This is a genomic window from Kitasatospora sp. MAA19 (assembly GCF_029894125.1).
GTDB lineage: Bacteria > Actinomycetota > Actinomycetes > Streptomycetales > Streptomycetaceae > Kitasatospora.
In genome coordinates this window covers 132,673-149,142 of the sequence record NZ_JARXYZ010000002.1, presented here as the reverse complement: position 1 = coordinate 149,142, position 16,470 = coordinate 132,673, and the positions used below count along the sequence as shown (strand labels likewise).

At 73.5% G+C, this 16,470-nt stretch carries 14 protein-coding genes and 2 pseudogenes; 9 read left to right on the top strand and 7 right to left on the bottom strand.

Features of this window, described 5'->3' with window-relative positions; genetic code table 11:
• The first annotated feature begins 112 nt into the window (after positions 1 to 112).
• The 3 genes and pseudogenes from P3T27_RS03675 to P3T27_RS03665 all read left to right on the top strand — a co-directional run.
• The gene (locus P3T27_RS03675) at positions 113 to 1,063 is read left to right on the top strand and encodes a hypothetical protein (protein ID WP_280674255.1); all 951 of its coding nucleotides are present in this window, start codon (positions 113 to 115) and stop codon (positions 1,061 to 1,063) included.
• A gap of 156 nt (positions 1,064 to 1,219) precedes the next feature.
• A pseudogene (locus P3T27_RS03670) lies at positions 1,220 to 1,906 on the top strand (serine protease); the annotation flags it as partial.
• A gap of 201 nt (positions 1,907 to 2,107) precedes the next feature.
• Positions 2,108 to 2,839: pseudogene (locus P3T27_RS03665) on the top strand (putative Ig domain-containing protein); the annotation flags it as partial.
• Between the two features lie 162 nt (positions 2,840 to 3,001).
• Here P3T27_RS03665 and P3T27_RS03660 read toward each other — a convergent pair.
• Positions 3,002 to 3,748, bottom strand: a complete 747-nt coding sequence (locus P3T27_RS03660) for an SDR family oxidoreductase (RefSeq protein ID WP_280674254.1) — start codon at positions 3,746 to 3,748, stop codon at positions 3,002 to 3,004.
• 102 nt (positions 3,749 to 3,850) lie between these two features.
• On the opposite strand from P3T27_RS03660, the gene P3T27_RS03655 reads away from it, so the two are divergent.
• Both P3T27_RS03655 and P3T27_RS03650 read left to right on the top strand, forming a co-directional pair.
• Complete coding sequence (locus tag P3T27_RS03655) at positions 3,851 to 4,705, top strand: helix-turn-helix transcriptional regulator (protein ID WP_280674253.1); 855 nt, start codon at positions 3,851 to 3,853, stop codon at positions 4,703 to 4,705.
• Positions 4,706 to 4,841: 136 nt separating this feature from the next.
• A complete protein-coding gene (locus P3T27_RS03650) occupies positions 4,842 to 5,732 on the top strand; it encodes an aminoglycoside phosphotransferase family protein (protein ID WP_280674252.1) in 891 nt (296 codons plus the stop codon).
• A gap of 302 nt (positions 5,733 to 6,034) precedes the next feature.
• Here the strand turns inward: P3T27_RS03650 and P3T27_RS03645 are convergent, their stop codons facing one another.
• The 4 genes from P3T27_RS03645 to P3T27_RS03630 all read right to left on the bottom strand — a co-directional run bounded on the left by P3T27_RS03645 (position 6,035) and on the right by P3T27_RS03630 (position 10,574).
• Positions 6,035 to 6,652, bottom strand: a complete 618-nt coding sequence (locus tag P3T27_RS03645) for a hypothetical protein (RefSeq protein WP_280674251.1) — start codon at positions 6,650 to 6,652, stop codon at positions 6,035 to 6,037.
• 173 nt (positions 6,653 to 6,825) lie between these two features.
• On the bottom strand, positions 6,826 to 7,518 hold the full coding sequence (locus tag P3T27_RS03640) for an aspartate/glutamate racemase family protein (protein ID WP_280674250.1): 693 nt from the start codon (positions 7,516 to 7,518) through the stop codon (positions 6,826 to 6,828).
• Positions 7,519 to 7,582: 64 nt separating this feature from the next.
• Complete coding sequence (locus P3T27_RS03635; RefSeq protein WP_280674249.1) at positions 7,583 to 9,433, bottom strand: CocE/NonD family hydrolase; 1,851 nt, start codon at positions 9,431 to 9,433, stop codon at positions 7,583 to 7,585.
• Positions 9,434 to 9,629: 196 nt separating this feature from the next.
• Positions 9,630 to 10,574, bottom strand: a complete 945-nt coding sequence (locus tag P3T27_RS03630; protein WP_348534050.1) for a hydrolase — start codon at positions 10,572 to 10,574, stop codon at positions 9,630 to 9,632.
• 367 nt (positions 10,575 to 10,941) lie between these two features.
• Here P3T27_RS03630 and P3T27_RS03625 point away from each other — a divergent pair, with 367 nt between their 5' ends.
• Positions 10,942 to 12,075 carry a HoxN/HupN/NixA family nickel/cobalt transporter gene (locus P3T27_RS03625; protein WP_280674248.1) on the top strand — a complete coding sequence of 378 codons (1,134 nt, stop codon included), beginning with the start codon at positions 10,942 to 10,944 and terminating at the stop codon, positions 12,073 to 12,075.
• 71 nt (positions 12,076 to 12,146) lie between these two features.
• Here P3T27_RS03625 and P3T27_RS03620 read toward each other — a convergent pair whose 3' ends face one another.
• A complete protein-coding gene (locus tag P3T27_RS03620; RefSeq protein WP_280674247.1) occupies positions 12,147 to 13,055 on the bottom strand; it encodes an SGNH/GDSL hydrolase family protein in 909 nt (302 codons plus the stop codon).
• A 341-nt stretch (positions 13,056 to 13,396) separates the two neighbouring features.
• On the opposite strand from P3T27_RS03620, the gene P3T27_RS03615 reads away from it, so the two are divergent.
• Positions 13,397 to 15,052 (top strand): FAD-binding dehydrogenase, encoded by a 1,656-nt coding sequence (locus P3T27_RS03615; protein ID WP_280674246.1) that lies wholly within the window; start codon positions 13,397 to 13,399, stop codon positions 15,050 to 15,052.
• Positions 15,053 to 15,095: 43 nt separating this feature from the next.
• On the opposite strand, the gene P3T27_RS03610 is transcribed toward P3T27_RS03615, so the two are convergent.
• Complete coding sequence (locus P3T27_RS03610; RefSeq protein ID WP_280674245.1) at positions 15,096 to 15,446, bottom strand: metalloregulator ArsR/SmtB family transcription factor; 351 nt, start codon at positions 15,444 to 15,446, stop codon at positions 15,096 to 15,098.
• A gap of 112 nt (positions 15,447 to 15,558) precedes the next feature.
• Here P3T27_RS03610 and P3T27_RS03605 point away from each other — a divergent pair, with 112 nt between their 5' ends.
• Together P3T27_RS03605 and P3T27_RS03600 are read left to right on the top strand one after the other, a co-directional pair.
• The gene (locus tag P3T27_RS03605; RefSeq protein WP_280674244.1) at positions 15,559 to 15,963 is read left to right on the top strand and encodes a (2Fe-2S) ferredoxin domain-containing protein; all 405 of its coding nucleotides are present in this window, start codon (positions 15,559 to 15,561) and stop codon (positions 15,961 to 15,963) included.
• Positions 15,964 to 16,185: 222 nt separating this feature from the next.
• Positions 16,186 to 16,440 carry a hypothetical protein gene (locus tag P3T27_RS03600; RefSeq protein WP_280674243.1) on the top strand — a complete coding sequence of 85 codons (255 nt, stop codon included), beginning with the start codon at positions 16,186 to 16,188 and terminating at the stop codon, positions 16,438 to 16,440.
• Positions 16,441 to 16,470: the final 30 nt, after the last annotated feature.

Below are 16,470 nucleotides of genomic sequence, written 5' to 3'. Positions count from 1 at the left end.
TACCTCCTCCTGCGGGGCCGCGTGAATCCGGTTGACCCGGTTGCCCGGGCTCGGCACCATGGCGGCGTGCACGTGCACGCTGTGTGCACGGGACGTCACCGGGGCGGGGTTCATGAAATCCATCACCAGGGCCGGTCTGGCCGTCGGTATCGCGCTGCTGCTCGCGGCCTGCTCCAGCGGCGGCGGAGGCGCTGCGGGCGGGCGGTCCACCGGTGCGGCCGGCGCCCTGCCCGTACCGGCGCCGACCCCCACGCCGACGCCCACGCCCACGCCGACCGTGCCGCCGTACGGCCCGGTGCTCGGCCAGAACATCGATCCGGTCAACGCCGCGCTCGGCCAGGTGGCCGGGGCCAAGACCCTGAGCGACCTCGACGGCGTGCTCGGCGGCATCGCCACCAGCGCGCGGACGGCCGGCCGGGGCCTGGGCCTGGCGGACGAGCCGGCCGCGGTCACGACGGTGCGGGCCGAGCTGGTGACGGCGCTCACCTCGCTCGCCACCGACGCGACGAAGGTCCGCAGCGACATCAAGAGCAGGGGCGTCTGCGCGGTGGGCTCCGCGCAGGCGGAGTTCGGCGCCTCCGCGAGCCTGGCCGCGGTGTCGGCGGCCCTCGCCAAGATGGCGGCGGCCGGCTACCCGACGACCTTCGCCGTCCCGCAGACCCCGAAGCAGCAGTCCCGCGCGCTGGACAACGGCACCCTGGTCCGTGAGGGGCGGCTGCGCGGCGAGGGCGTGTTCAAGGTCGACAACGGCGGCAAGGGGGACGCGGTCGTCTCGCTCGCGCTGAACGGCAAGTCGGTGCACTCGGTGTACGTGGCCAAGGGGCAGAAGGCCAGCATCGAGGGCGTCGAGGACGGCACGTACGAGGTGTACTTCGCCGGCGGGGTGGACTGGGACTCGGACGCGAAGGCGTTCACGCAGAGCTGCCGGTTCACCAAGTTCCAGGACACGCTGGCGTTCGAGACCGGCCGTACCGCGACGTCCTGGTCGATCACCCTCCAGCCGACGGTCGGCGGCAACGCCAAGACCGACGACGTGGACGCGAACTCCTTCCCGCAGCCGTAGCCTTCGCCTCCGCAGCGGCGGGCACGGTCGGCGCCCCGGGGTGCCACCGGGCCCGCCCTTAACGGGCATACCGGGGCGGATGGTTGCCGTCCCGGGGCACAACGGCCGATTGCCGGTGGCGAGTTCGGCCAATACGGTTGACCGTTTGAAGTGACCATGGCACTTTCGTGCGGCGCGGGCCTCGGCGACCAGTCGTACACCCCGCGATCCCCCACAAGGAGAGCCATGTTCAAGAGACTTGCCGCGATGGCCGGCGTCGGCGCCGTCGTCGCGGGCGGGCTGACCCTCGCCGCCGCTCCCGCGCACGCCGTCCAGGCCAGCGACCTGACGTCCACCATCGCCCTGAGCAACTGCTCGGCCTCGCTGGTGCGTTACCCCACCTCGGTGGCCGGCGACCGGGCCCTGATGCTCACCAACGGCCACTGCCTGCCGACCATGCCCTCGGCCGGCCAGGTCATCCAGAACGTCAGCGCGAGCCGCAGCGGCACCCTGCTCGACGGCGCCGGCAACAGCCTCGGCACCGTCCAGGCCGACAAGGTGCTCTACGCGACGATGACCGGCACCGACGTCGCGCTCTACCAACTCACCGACACCTACGGCTCGATCACCTCCAAGTACGGCGCCACCGCGCTGACCGTCAACGACACCCACCCGGCCGACGGCGCCGCGATGTACATACCCTCCTCGTACTGGAAGCAGGTGTGGAACTGCTCCGTCAACGGGTTCGTGCCCACCCTGCGCGAGGACCAGTGGACCTGGCACGACTCGCTGCGCTACAGCTCCGGCTGCAACACCACGCACGGCACCTCCGGCTCGCCGATCATCGACTCCGCCAGCGGGCGGATCATCGGCATCAACAACACCGGTAACGACAACGGTGAGATGTGCACCCTCGACAACCCGTGCGAGGTCGCCGCCGACGGCACCACCACGGCCACCAAGGGCCAGAGCTACGGTGAGGAGACCTACTGGTTCACCACCTGCCTCGGCACCGGCCGGGTCATCGACCTCAACGTGGCCGGCTGCCTGCTCACCAAGCCGGCCGGCAGCGGCGCCGTCTCCGTGAGCAGCCCCGGTGACCAGTCCACCGCGGTCGGTGGCGCCGTGAACCTGCAGATCAACGCCTCCGGTGGCACCGCGCCGCTGTCCTACGCGGCCACCGGCCTGCCCACCGGCCTGGTCATCAACGCCTCCACCGGCGCGATCACCGGCACCGCCACCACCGCGGGCAGCTACCCGGTGACCGTCACGGTGAAGGACTCGGCCGGCAAGACCGGGACCGCGAGCTTCACCTGGACCGTCGCCGGTGGCGGTGGCGGCTCCTGCACCCCGGCGCAGCTGCTGGGCAACGCGGGCTTCGAGACCGGCACCGCGGCGCCGTGGACGACCAGCTCCGGCGTGGTGGACAACAGCTCCTCGCAGGCGGCCCACGGCGGTTCGTGGAAGGCGTGGCTGGACGGCTACGGCTCCTCGCACACCGACTCGCTCTCGCAGACGGTGACCATCCCGGCCGGCTGCAAGGCGACGCTGAGCTTCTGGCTGCACATCGACACCGCCGAGACCGGCACCACCGCGTACGACAAGCTGGCCGTGTCGGTGAACGGCACCACGCTGAAGACCTACTCCAACGTGGACGCCGCGGCCGGCTACCAGCAGCGCACCTTCGACCTCTCGTCCTACGCGGGCCAGAGCGTCACCGTGAAGTTCACCGGCACCGAGGACACCTCGCTGCAGACGAGCTTCGTGATCGACGACACCTCCGTCCAGACCAGCTGACACCGGTCGACGGCACGACCTGAGGGCCCGGCAGCGGGTGGCTGCCGGGCCCTTGCCGCGCCCGGCGGCGGTCCTCCCGTGCGGTGGGGGCGAGCACGCCGATCGCGCTGGTGACAGTCGTCTGTGACGACCTGCGCCGGCCGCCCGGCCCCTCGGCGGGGTCTACCAGGGGTAGGTGCCGCCGCTCGGGTTGAAGAAGGCGCCCGTCGGACCGTCCTGTGACGCGGTGACCTGTCCCGCGATGGTGCGTCCGCCCTGCTCGGCGCTGAGGTGGCCGGCGTGGCCGTTCAGGTCGGTCGCGCAGTAGCCCGGCTCCAGCGCGTTGACCCTGATGCCGGTGTCGCGCAGGACACGGGCGTAGACGAGGGTGACGGCGTTGAGCGCGGCCTTCGAGGAGTTGTAGGCGAGCAGGGCCGCGTGCTCCCACAGCGGGGAGTCCGGATCGGCGAGGAAGGAGAAGCTGGCCAGGCCGCTGGAGACGTTGCCGACGTAGCCCGCGGGCGACCTGCGCAGCAGCGGGAGCATGGCGTTGGTGACGGCGACGACGCCGAACACGTTGGTCTCGTACGTCTCGCGCATTGCCTCGACCGGCAGTTGGTCCGGTGTGCGCTGCTGGTCCCGGGCGACGCCCGCGTTGTTGATCAGGGTGTCCAGCCGGCCGTACTCGGCGTCGATCAGCTCCGCCGCGGCGGCGATCGTCGCGGTGTCGGTGACGTCGAGGTGGACGAAACGGGCGTCGAGGCCCTGTGCGGTGAGCTCGGCGGCGGCCTCGGTGCCGCGCCGGTGGTCGCGGGCGCCGATCAGGACGGTGTGCCCGGCCCCGGCGAGTTCCCGGGCGGTGGCGAGGCCGATTCCCTTGTTGGCGCCGGTGATCAGGACGATGCGGTGGTCCGCTGCGGTGGTGGTCATGGCGCCACCCTGGCCGCCCGGCACCGGGGCCGGGAGAGCACTGTCGAGGGTGGTATCGGCGGTCCCATGGTGGCACCGGCGCGGCCGGGCCAGACTGGGGGCGTGGAACATGTCGACCGGGCGGAGCTGGCCGCCTTCCTGCGGCGCTGGCGCGCGCGGATCCAGCCGGCCGACGTCGGCCTGCCGACCGGCGGGCGGCGCCGCACTCCGGGCCTGCGCCGCCAGGAGGTCGCCCAACTCGCCGGCATGTCCGTGGAGTACTACATCCGCCTTGAACAGGGCCGGGGGCCGAGGCCGTCCCGCCAGATGATCGGGGCGATCAGCCGGGCGCTGCGGCTGTCCGACGCCGAGCGCGCCCACCTGCACCACCTCGTCGGCGAGCCGCCCGGCCCGCCGCCCGGACTCGCCCGCGACGTGCGTCCGGGCGTCCTGCACCTGCTCGACCGGCTCGACGACACGCCGGCGATGGTCTGCAGCGCCGCCCGCGACGTGCTCGCCTGGAACGCCATGGCGGCCGCGTTGCTCGGGGACTTCTCGACGCTGCCGCCCGGCGAACGCAACACGATCCGGCAGCTCTTCACCGACCCCGGGGCCCGGGCCCGGTACCACCCCGCCGACGTCGAGCAGATCGCCCTCCGGGCCGTCGCCGACCTGCGGGTCGCGGCGGCCCGCTACCCCGCCGACCGCGGGGTGCGCGGCCTGGTCGACCGACTGTCCGCCGTGAGCGCCGAGTTCCGGGAACTGTGGGCGCGACAGGACGTCGAGGTCCGCCGCTCGACCCACAAGCGCATCCTCCACCCCGTGGTGGGCCCGCTCGACCTCGACTGCGAGGCGTTGCACGACCCGCACAGCGACCAGTGGATCATCTTCTACACCGCGGCGCCCGGCACGCCCTCGCACGAGGCGCTGCGGCTGCTGAAGGTGGTGGGCAGCCAGGACCTCGCCGTCCGGGAGTGAGCCCCGCCGTATTTCGGTTGCGGGGCCGTCGCCGCGCTGGCAGGGTCGGGTGCCGCCGCCGGGCGCGGAGCGGTTCGTGGCGTTCCTGGCCGGACCGGCCGGCACCCGAGCCGGTACACGAGAGGGTGGGCAGGGCATGGCAGCGGGCAGGATGCACGCCGACGAGCTGGACATCGACGACGCGCTGGTGCGGCGGCTGATCGCCGGGCAGTTCCCGCAATGGGCCGGCCTCCCGGTGGAGTCGGTCGACTCGGCCGGCACCAGCAACGCGATGTACCGCCTGGGCGGGGACCTGGTGGTGCGCCTTCCCCGCATCGCGGGGGTGGCGGACGACATCGCCAAGGAGCACGCCTGGCTGCCGCACCTGGCCCCGGCGCTGCCCGTCGCCGTTCCCGTGCCGCTGGGCGTGGGAGGGCCGGCCGACGGCTACCCGTGGCCGTGGTCCGTCCTCGGCTGGCTGGGCGGCGCGAACCCGGTGGTCGACCGGATCGCCGAACCCGGTCTCCTGGCAGCCGACTTGGCCGCGTTCGTGCGAGCCCTGCGGCGGGTGGACCCGGCGGGCGGTCCCGCCTCCTTCCGCAGCGAACCGCTGGGGGAGCGGGACGGCGTGACCAGGGCCGCGATCGCGGGGCTGCGCGGAGTCGTCGACACCGAGGCGGCGACGGCCGCCTGGGGCGCCGCCCTGCGGGCCCCCGGGCACCGCGGCCCGGCGGTCTGGATCCACTCGGACCTTCAGCCGGGCAACCTGCTGGTGTCCGACAGCGGGCGGCTGAGCGCCGTCATCGACTTCGGTTGCGTGGGCCTGGGCGATCCGGCCGTGGACCTGATCCCGGTCTGGTACGTGCTGCCGGCGTCGGCCCGGGGCGCCTTCCGGGCGGCGGTGGGCGCCGACGACGCGGCCTGGGCGCGCGGGCGGGGCTGGGCGCTGTCGGTCGCGCTGCGGGAGCTGGACTACTACCGGGAGACCAACCCGGTCATGGCGGGCATCGCCCGGCGCGTGATCGGGGAGGTGCTGGCGGAGGGTTGAGCGTCGGCCCACTGTCGGTGCCCGCCGTCGGTGCCCGCCCCGGTCCCGGTCCCGGCAGGTTTTACCGAACGGTCGACCAGTGGGCGGTCCGGCTCGGGTAGCGTCCGGGCCATCCACTGATCGCGATGCGCGGACGCCTGCCCACCCGGGCCGGGCGGGCCGCCGGGGCACGTTGCTGATCGTGAAGGTGCCGGAGGCGGGGTGATGGACGCGATCACCCCAGGGGAGTGCCGCGAACGTCGCCTCGGCCCGCCCGGAGCCGTGAGCACCGGGCGGCCGCCTCCGCCTCGTCCGGCCGGTGCTCACCGGCTCCGGCCGAGGCCCTCCGCGAGGGGGCCGAACAGCAGGCCCCAGTTCCCGGGCAGGGCGCCGATGGCGGAGCCGAGGTAGCCGCGGACGACCGTCCACTCGTCGGGGCGGCCGAGCGGCCCCTCGGCCAGGACGGCCTCCAGGCAGTCGTCGACGCTGTCCGCGAAGTCGTCATCGTCGGGCCCGGCGAGACCCAGGCGCTCGCAGGCCGGTGGGAGGTCGGCCGGCAGGCCGGTGTCCTCGTCGAGGTCGGTGACCGCGTCGAGGAGGTAGAGCAGGTGGCTGTCCGGGTCCGGCAGCTCGGTGCGCAGGCCCTCGGTGGTGAACTCCCGCTCGGCGTCGTGGTCCACCAGCGCGGAGCCGTCGACCGCCTCGGCGACCAGGGCCGCCCAGTAGGCCGGATCGTGCGGGCCGTCGCTCTGGCGCAGGTGCTCGGCGGCGAAGGCGGCCATCGCGTCCGGGTCGTCGATGAGGGGCGAGACGACCAGATCGCTGCGGTGGTCGAAGCCGAAGAAGTAGCGGCGACCGTCGAGCGTGAGCGACTCGATGGCCGCGACGTGGCCGACCCGTCCGGGCAACGGCTCGTGCTGGTTGGCGAATTCCGGTTCCATGGGGACGACCGTAGCGGCGGCCACCGACACACCCGGCCGGGCTCCCGCGGACGACCGCCCCCATCGGGGAACCCGCGGCGGCGTGGGCCCGGCGAGACCGGCCGGGCGGGCCCCGGCTCCGCCACCCCGGCAGGCTGACCCGGCGTCGGACGGCCCGGTCCGGTCCGGACGCGCTACGCGGACAGGGCGGCGTCGATCGCGGCCTCGGCGTGCAGCCGGGTGGTGGGGAAGACGGGGACGGGGCTGTCCTCGGGGCGGACGAGCAGTTCGATCTCGGTGCAGCCGAGGATGATCCCCTCCGCGCCCGCCGCGACCAGGTCGTCGATCACCCGGCGGTAGGCCGCCCGGGATTCCTCGCGGACGACCCCGAGGCACAGCTCCTGGTAGATCACCCGGTGCACCAGGGCGCGGCCGTCGGGGTCCGGGACGAGGACATCGAGGTCGTGGGCGGCCAGGCGGGCCCGGTAGAAGTCCTGTTCCATCGTGAAGGCCGTGCCGAGCAGCCCGACCCGGCGCAGCCCGGCCGCCCGGACGGCGCGTGCGGTGGCGTCGGCGAGGTGCAGCAGGGGGGTGGAGACCGCTGCCGCGACCTGGTCGGCGACCTTGTGCATGGTGTTGGTGCAGATCAGCAGCAGTTCGGCGCCCGCCGCCTCCAGCGACCGTGCCGCGTCGGCCAGGAGTTCGCCGGCCTCGGTCCAGCGGCCCTCGGACTGGAGCCGTTCGACGGCGGCGAAGTCGACCGAGTACAGCACGAGTGGGGCGGAGTGCAGGCCGCCGAGGCGGTCGCGGGTGAGCTCGTTGAGGAGGCGGTAGTACTCGGCGGTGGATTCCCAGCTCATGCCGCCGATCAGGCCGAGGGTCTTCATGGCGCTATTTATAAAGCAGTGGAAGAAATGAAAGCAAAGGCATAAGGCGCACTTTTAGGCGGTCTCAGCCGTCGCGCGGGACGCGGTGCCGCCACTCCCTGGCGAACACCACCGAGCCGGCCTCCAGTGCGCGCAGCTGCACGAGACTGAGGAAGTGCCCGGCCTCGCAGCGGAGTTGGGTGCGGGTCTGGACGGTGACGTCCCAGCCGGCGTCGGGGCGTTCGAGGCGGACGGTGTGGTCGGTGCGGGCCTGGGCGCTGAGCGGGGCGTCGCTGAGGACGCGGTAGGCGGTGACGGTGTGCTCGTCGCGGACCAGGCCGTCGGGGTGGGTGCGGGTGCCGTCGGTGGCGGGGGAGAGTTCGGTGCGCCATTCGTGGCGGCCGATGTCGTGGATGGTGACGTGTTCGGGCCGGGCGGTGAGCGGGTCGGTGAGGTGGATGTCGAGCGGCTCGGGCAGGGCCGGGGCCGCGAAGGCGACGGTGGCCGCGCCGACGTCGGCGGCGAGGTGGCGGGTGGGCAGGCTGAGGGCGGAGCGGGACGGGTCGAGGGCGTAGCCGGCGGCGCCCGGGGTGGGCCACACCCACGGCCAGTAGACGGAGGAGAGGGTGAGCCGCAGCCGGTGTCCGGCCGGGACGGTGGCGGCGCAGGCGGCGAGCTCGACGACCGCGTCGGGACCGGTGGCGACCAGGACGCCCCGGGTGAGCAGCGCGGAGGTGCCGTCCGGGCCGACGGCGCAGAGCCGGGCGGTGATCTGGGCAGACGGGCCGTCGTCGCGCAGTCGCAGCCGCACGGTCGGGATGCCGAGCAGTTCGACCGGTTCGGGCAGCGGGTGGGAGTCGAAGCAGACCGAGCGCCCGTCCTCCTCCCGCTGGTCGGGCGGCCGGTCGGCGGGGCGGCCGAGCGGGACGTACGCGCCGGCGTTGAGGCCGGTGTGCTGCGGGGAGCGGACGAGGACGTAGCGGTCGTCGGAGGCGGTGCCGGCGGTGCGCAGCGGGCCGTCGAGGCGGTAGTGGATCTCCCGGATGTCGGGGGAGGGCCAGGCCTCCTCGCCGGTCCAGCGGGTGCCGGTCCAGCTGCGCAGGGCGGGCTCGGCGAGGGCGCCGGTGTCGATGTCGCGCAGCCAGTGGTCCCACCAGCGCAGGGTCTCGGGGAGGGTGTCCTCGGGCAGGCCGTGCGGCCAGGGGCCGAGCAGGGCGCGGGCGGTGGGCGAGGTGGCGAGCAGGCGCAGCACGAAGGAGCAGGACGGGTCGCCCCAGCCGGCGATGGCGAAGGTGGGGACGGGGACGGGGACGGTGGCCTCGCCGGCGGTGAGCCAGGCGTCGACGGGCGGGTCCAGGGACTCCAGGCGGGCCAGCCAGCCGGCCCGCCAGGCGTCGCCGACGTGTCGGGGGTCGGGCGGCAGGGCGGCGTCGGCGATCAGCGCGGTGAGCCGGGTGTGCAGGCCGGCGGCGAGGAGGGCACCGCCGAGGCGGTGGCCGCCTTCGGGGCAGGCGGTGACCACGGCGCCGACGGTGTCGGGGGCGCGGGCCGCGAGCAGCAGGGCGGTGGTGCCGGCGGCGCCGACGCCGAGCAGGCCGACCCGGCCGCTGCTCCAGGGGCGGTCGGCGAGCCAGTCGAGGACGGCGACGCCGTCGGCGAGTTCCTGGTCGCCGCCGGGTTCGCCGGGCAGGCCGTCGGAGTTGCCGTGGCCGCGGGTGTCCACCCGGACGGCGGCGTAGCCGTGGCCGGCGTACCAGGGGTGGCGGCGGGCGTCCTCGGCGGCGGTCCGGTCGGTGAACCGGCCGGAGGAGTACTCCAGGACGGCGGGGACGGGTTCGTCGTCGACCGGGCGCCACAGCCGGGCGGCCAACCGCGTGCCGTCGGGCAGCGGGATGCGGACGTCCTCGCGGGTGGTGTGGAAGGGGTAGGACGGCATGGCCGCTCCCATCGGATCCCGGGCCGGTGAGCGCCGGCGGGCCCGCGGCGCGTACGGGAAGCGCGCCGCGGGCGTCGACATCTCGACCCTAGGGGAGGAGCCGTCCGATTTCCTGACGAAGGGCGCGCACTCCCGGTGAAGGGCGCGCGTTCCCGGTTGAAGGGCGCGCACTCCCGGCGGAGGGCGCGCGCGGTGGCTACGCCTTGGAGAGCCAGGCGGTGGCGTTGAGGGCGAGGGCGGCGTTGGTGCCGGCGGGGTCGTCCCAGCCGTTGTAGACCTTCTTCCCGGCCTCGCCGGTGCCGTCGTCGATGGCGGAGCTGTCGCCCCAGATGGCGACCCGGCCGCTGCCGTAGGTGCTGGTGACGAAGAACGCGCCGGTGGTGCCGCTGTAGCCGGTGCGGTAGACGAGGCCCTTGACGGTGGGGTTGTCGGCGGGCCTGAGGGTGAAGGTGGTGCCGTTGCGCAGGATGGAGCCGGTGACGGCGCCGAACGGGCCGTGCAGGACGGGGTCGGTGGGGGCGTTGACGGCACGCGGGTTGTCGGTGGTGATGTTGAGCAGGTCGACGGAGAAGCCGAAGGGGTCCTTGGTGTCGACCCCGTTGGAGGTCATCAGGTCGTTGATGATCGCGGGGGAGTCCCAGCCGTCGTTGTTGCGGTCGCTGTTGGTGTGGTCGGAGACCAGGAAGAGCCCGCCGCCGTTCTGGACGAACTTCATGATCGCGGTCTTCTCGCCCGCGCTGAGCCGGATGTTGGGCTCGGGCAGGACGAAGGTGTCGAAGTTGGCGAGGTCGAGGGCGGCGCCGGTGCCGTAGCTGATGGTGGAGCCGGCCGGGAGGGTCTTGAGGCTGTACTGGCCGGTCTTCTGGAGGGCGACGCCCCAGGCGGACAGCGCGCCGGTCCAGCTCTTCTCGGTGGTGGGGTTGGCGTTCTGGGCGAGCGGGTCGGGCTGGCTGGTGCTGATGATCCAGTCGGCGTTGCCGGCGGTCTCGGCCTTGCTGTCGTCGAACAGCACGCGGTGCCCGGCGGTGGCGGCCTTGGTCGCCGCGGGCCGGGCGGTGGCGGTGGGGGCGGTGGCGGTGAGGCCGGCCGTGAGCAGGGCGGTGCCGGCGAGTGCGGCGACGGTTCGGATACTGATCGTCATGTGCCGTTCCTCCGTGGGGGGTTGAGGCGTTCGGCGCCCGAGTTTTCGCGCGTAGAACGGGAGTATCCGCGCGTAGAGCGGCGACCGAAAGGCTCCGGGGGTTACCAGGATTTGTACGGTCCATGACGAACGGGGGTGGGTGGTGAAGCCCTCGCCGGGACACGGTGAAACCCCGGCCGGAGGAGGCGGTGAATCCCCCCGCCGGGAGGAGCGCGGCCGCTGCCACGCGCCCCCCTCCTGCGCCGCCCGCCTCCGTTCGCCGCCGTCCGGCATTTGCACATGACTTGCAACTACTTCCCCGAGGGGGGAAAGATGGCCCAGCTTCGCCCGGACCACCCGAGCCCGGACCACCCGAAAGGACCACAGGATGTCCAGCCCCGCCGCAGGTGCCTCGCCCGTCAGATGGCGTGACCGGCTCACCCGGGAGGAGTGGATGCGCCTGGCCGGGATGGGCGGCTTCATCCTCGCGCTGCACGTGGTCGGCTGGTTCACCCTGCTCGCGCTGGTCGCGCCCGAGCACTACACGGTCGGCGGCCAGGTGTTCGGCGCGGGCATGGGCCTGACCGCCTACACCCTCGGGATGCGGCACGCCTTCGACGCGGACCACATCGCCGCGATCGACAACACCACCCGCAAGCTGATGGGCCAGGGCAAGCGGCCGCTGTCGGTCGGCTTCTGGTTCTCGCTCGGGCACTCCTCGATCGTCTTCGGCCTCTGCGCGCTGCTCGCCTTCGGCATCCGCTCGCTGGCCGGGCAGGTGGAGTCCGACGACTCGACCCTGCACCAGGCCACCGGCCTGATCGGCACCGCCGTCTCCGGGACGTTCCTGCTGCTCCTCGGCCTGATCAACCTGGGCGCCTTCAACGGCATCCTCAAGGTGTTCCGCCGGATGCGCGTGGGCGAGTACGACGAGGCCGAGCTGGAGCGCCAGTTGGAGCGGCGCGGGCTGATGAACCGCATCCTCGGCCGGGTGACCAGGACCGTCACCAAGCCCTGGCACATGTACCCGGTGGGCCTGCTGTTCGGCCTCGGCTTCGACACCGCCACCGAGGTGTCCCTGCTGGTGCTGGCCGGCGGCGCGGCGGCGTTCTCGCTGCCCTGGTACGCGCTGCTCACGCTGCCGATCCTGTTCGCGGCCGGGATGAGCCTGCTGGACACCATCGACGGCTCGTTCATGAACTTCGCCTACGAGTGGGCCTTCTCCAAGCCGGTCCGCAAGATCTACTACAACCTGACCGTCACCGGCCTGTCGGTGCTGGTCGCGCTGGTGATCGGCCTGATCGAGCTGATCGGCCTGCTCGGCGAGAAGCTGGACATCACCAGCGGCCCGATCGCCTGGGTCGGCGGGCTGGACCTCAACTTCGTCGGCTACGCGATCGTCGGCCTGTTCGTGCTGACCTGGGTCGCGGCGATCGCCTACTGGAAGTTCGGCAAGGTCGAGGAGAAGTGGTCGGCCGGCCTGGCCGCCGCCTCCGCCTCCGCGTCCGCCAAGTCGGAGTAGCAGCGCAGGGCCGAGGGGGCGGTGACCGGGGTCTGGCCACCGCCCCCTCGGGGCTTTCCGGCGGGCCAGGCCTACCGCAGCGCGGCGAGCACCGCGTCCGCCATCACCTTCTCGCCGGTCGCGTTCGGGTGGAACGGCACGGCGGGCGAGCCGGGCAGCGCGCCCTCGATCCAGCGGTCGTCCGAGCACACGTCGTGCCCGACGGTGGGCGTCGCGGTGTCGACGTACGTCGCGCCGCCCGCCGCCGCGGTGGCCTTGAGCGCGGCGTTCAGCTTGTCCAGCACGCCGTGCATGTACTCCACGTCGCCCGGCGTCACCGGCTGGCGCAGGACGCACGTCGCGCCGTCGGCGGGCAGCACGGACGGGTAGCCGACCAGCAGCACCCGGGCCTGCGGCGCCTTGGCGTGGATGCGCCGCAGCGTGTCGGCGATCTGCGGCGCGATGGTGGTGGTGATCCGCTCCGCCAGGTCGTCGTTGCCGTACTGCCAGGACCAGCTGCTCCAGTCCCAGTAGCCGTGGTGGTAGACGTCCTTGCAGGGCGTCCCGAGCGGGTTGACGACCGCGCCGGCGATGCAGGTGGCGACGAGCTCGCCGAGGCCGAGGTCACTGGCCGCGAGGTCGTTGCCGCCGATCCCGAGGGTGACCAGGTCGGTGTCGGGGGTCACGGCGTCCAGCTGCGGGTCGTTGACCTTGAGGAAGACGTCGTACTGCGGCTGCGTCATGGCCTTGACCTTGGCGGCGGCGCAGGTGACGTCGGTGTACGCGCCGGCCTTGAGGGCGGCGGCGACCAGGTGGCCGTAGTTGCGGTCGGAGCGCAGGCAGAGGCCGGCCGACTGGCCGGGCACGCCCGCGCCGGCGGCGTAGGAGTCGCCGAGCGCCACGAGGTGTCGCGGTGCCGGGACGGCGGCCTGGGCGCTGGTGGAGGTGAGCGCGAGGGCGGCGCCGAGCGCGACGGCGGTGAGCGCGGTGGTGGTGCGCACGCGCCGGGGTTTCCGGGCAGGGCGGAGCACGGTTCCTCCTTGGGGGGAGAGAAACGACGGGTGGGGGGTCGTGCCGGCCGCGGCTACTCGCAGGTAAGTTACTTGTTGGTTTCGTGGACGTCCATGCCATGGGCGGAAATTTCCGAAATTCCGTCAGATCGCATTTCGCATTTCGCTCCACCGGGTATCGCGGGTATTTCCGAAACGGCGTGGAGCGGAATTGCCGCGGTCGGTTGTTACCCGCTGGTTGACCGGACGTCACCGCAGGCCGCAGTATCGGGCGCACAGCGACGGCGCCCACCCCCGCGCGTCGTCCCGCCCGCCGCGACGGAGGACTGCGCATGGCCCTGGACGCCGACGTCATCGTCATCGGAGCAGGACTCGCCGGACTCGCCGCCACCGCCGAACTCGCCGATGCCGGACGGAAGGTGATCCTGCTCGACCAGGAACCCGCGGCCTCGCTCGGCGGCCAGGCGCACTGGTCCTTCGGCGGCCTCTTCCTCGTCGACTCGCCCGAGCAGCGTCGGATGCGGATCCGTGACTCGCACGCCCTCGCCTGGCAGGACTGGCTCGGCACGGCCGGCTTCGACCGGCCCGAGGACGCCTGGCCCCGCCGCTGGGCCGAGGCCTACGTCGACTTCGCGGCCGGCGAGAAGCGCTCCTGGCTGTACGGCATGGGCGTGCGGTTCTTCCCCGTCGTCGGCTGGGCCGAGCGCGGCGGCCTGCTCGCCGACGGCCCCGGCAACTCGGTGCCCCGCTTCCACATCACCTGGGGCACCGGGCCGGGACTGCTGGAGCCCTTCGTCCGCCGGGTCCGGGCCGCTGCCGCCCGCGGGCTGGTCGACCTGCGCTTCCGCCACCGGGTCACCGGCCTGGGCGCCACCGCGGGCGTCACCGACACCGTCACCGGCGAGGTCCTGGTGCCCAGCCCGGCGGCCCGCGGCGAGGCCAGCTCACGCGAGAGCGCCGGACGGTTCGAACTGCGCGCCCAGGCCGTGATCGTGACCTCCGGCGGCATCGGCGGCAACCACGACCTGGTCCGCAAGGCCTGGCCCGCCCGGCTCGGCACCCCGCCCGCCAAGCTGCTCTCCGGCGTCCCCGCGCACGTCGACGGGCTGATGCTCGGCATAGCCGGCGACGCCGGCGCCAGCCTGATCAACGGCGACCGGATGTGGCACTACACCGAGGGCATCGAGAACTGGGACCCGATCTGGGCCCGGCACGGCATCCGCATCCTGCCCGGCCCGTCCTCGCTCTGGCTGGACGCACGCGGCAACCGCCTGCCCGTCCCGCTGTTCCCCGGCTTCGACACCCTCGGCACGCTCGACCACATCATGTCCACCGGGTACGAGCACACCTGGTTCGTGCTCAACCAGCGCATCATCGAGAAGGAGTTCACCCTCTCCGGCTCCGAGCAGAACCCCGACCTGACCGGCAAGTCCGTCCGCGGTGTCCTCGGCCGCGCGCTGCCCGGCGCCCCCGGTCCGGTCCGGGGCCACCTGCGGCACGGGCCCGACTTCGTCGTCGCGAGCACCCTCGCCGACCTCGCCCGCGGCATGAACGCCAAGACCCGCGAGGCGCTGATCGACCCCGACGGGCTGCGCCGCGCCGTCGAGGACCGCGACCGGCAGCTGACCAACCCGTTCTCCAAGGACCTCCAGGTCACCGCCATCCACGGCGCCCGCCGCTACCTCGGCGACAAGCTGATCCGGGTGGCCCCGCCGCACCGCATCCTCGATCCGGCCGCCGCCCCGCTGATCGCCGTCCGGCTGAACATCCTCACCCGCAAGTCCCTCGGCGGTCTGGAGACCGACCTCTCCTCCCGCGTCCTGCGCCCCGACGGCGAGCCGCTCCCGGGCGTCTACGCCGCCGGCGAGGCAGCCGGTTTCGGCGGCGGCGGCGTCCACGGCTACCGCTCCCTGGAGGGCACCTTCCTCGGCGGCTGCCTCTTCTCCGGCCGCACGGCGGGGCGCGCGGCCGCGCAGGCGGTGGCGTAAAGGAGGTGTCGGGGGGTGCACCGGCCGCCCGAGGGGGCGCCGGTCACTGCTCGTCGGTGAGGCCCAGGCGCAGGTGTTCGACGTGGTAGACGGCCTGGTCGAGGAGGGCGGCCACGTGGTCGTCGTGCAGGGAGTAGACCACCGAGCGGCCGCGGCGTTCGCCGACGACCAGGCCGAGGTTGCGCAGCAGTCGCAGCTGGTGGGAGCAGGCGGACTGCTCCATGCCCACGGCGTCGGCGAGTTCGGTGGCGGCGCGCGGGCCCTCGCGCAGTGCGGCCAGGATCAGCAGCCGGGAGGGGGTGGCCAGGGCCTGGAGGGTGGTCGCGACCTTGGCCGCGTTGGAGGCGTCCAGGCGCATCCGCGGTACGGCTTTCTCGGTGGTCGCATGTCCCATGAGGGCATCCTACGGACCGGTGTTCGCCCCCGGCACCCTGCGGGGGGCCGTGGGCCGGCGGGTAGGCTGCGCGTGCAGCCAGCGTCCGTGACCAGGGGGAGTACCAGAGCCGATGAGCCGCCGAGACCGGGACCGCAAGCAGGCCGCCGCCTCCCCGGTGACCGTCACCGTCTGCCGCGGCTGCTGTTGCGGCACCGAGGCGAAGCACCCGGGGGTGGACCACGCGGGGCAGTACGAGCGGCTGCGGGCGGCGGTCGGTACGGCGGGCCGGGTCCGTGCGGTCAAGTGCCTGGACGTGTGCACCCAGTCCAACGTGGTGGTGGTCGGCCCGTCCGGGGAGGGCCGGGCGGCGGGCGGCCGTCCGGTGTGGCTGGGCTTCGTGCTGGCGGACGACATGATCGACGAGATAGCCGCCTGGGTGCACGCGGGCGGTCCCGGTCTCGCCGACCCGCCCGGTCTGCTCGACCTCCAGCTGATCTCGGTGTCCCGCCGGGTCCGCGAGGGCCTGTCGGAGTAGCGGGTCCGCCGGGTAGCGGGTCCATCGGGTAGCGGGCCCGCCGGAGCGGAGGGCCCGCCGGCGGAGCAGCCGCGGCGAGCGGAGCTGATCCGTCCTCATCGCCGCTTCCGCGCAAGCGGGTTGGTCGGATCGACGGCCGATGGAGATCCGGTGGACGCCGCCCTCGGCGGCCCCACTACCATGACCGATGGCTGCCAGCGGTTCCGCCCAGGAAGGACGACGATGACGACGGTCTGCCGTATCTGCGCGGGCACCGGCCGGACCGCCGGTCTCAACTGCCGGACCTGCCAGGGCACCGGTACCACCGAGGTGGGCGGCGGGGGCGGCAACTGCTTCCTCTGCGACGGCACCGGGGTGTACGTCCGCTACCGGGTGGACGCGACCGGCGCCAAGCACGCCTACCGGGACGAGATCTGCCGCACCTGCGACGGCACCGGCAACCGGGCCGCCACCACCTGGGACGAGCCGTCCGGCTGAGCGCCCTGGTGCCCCGGAGTCGACGGGGGT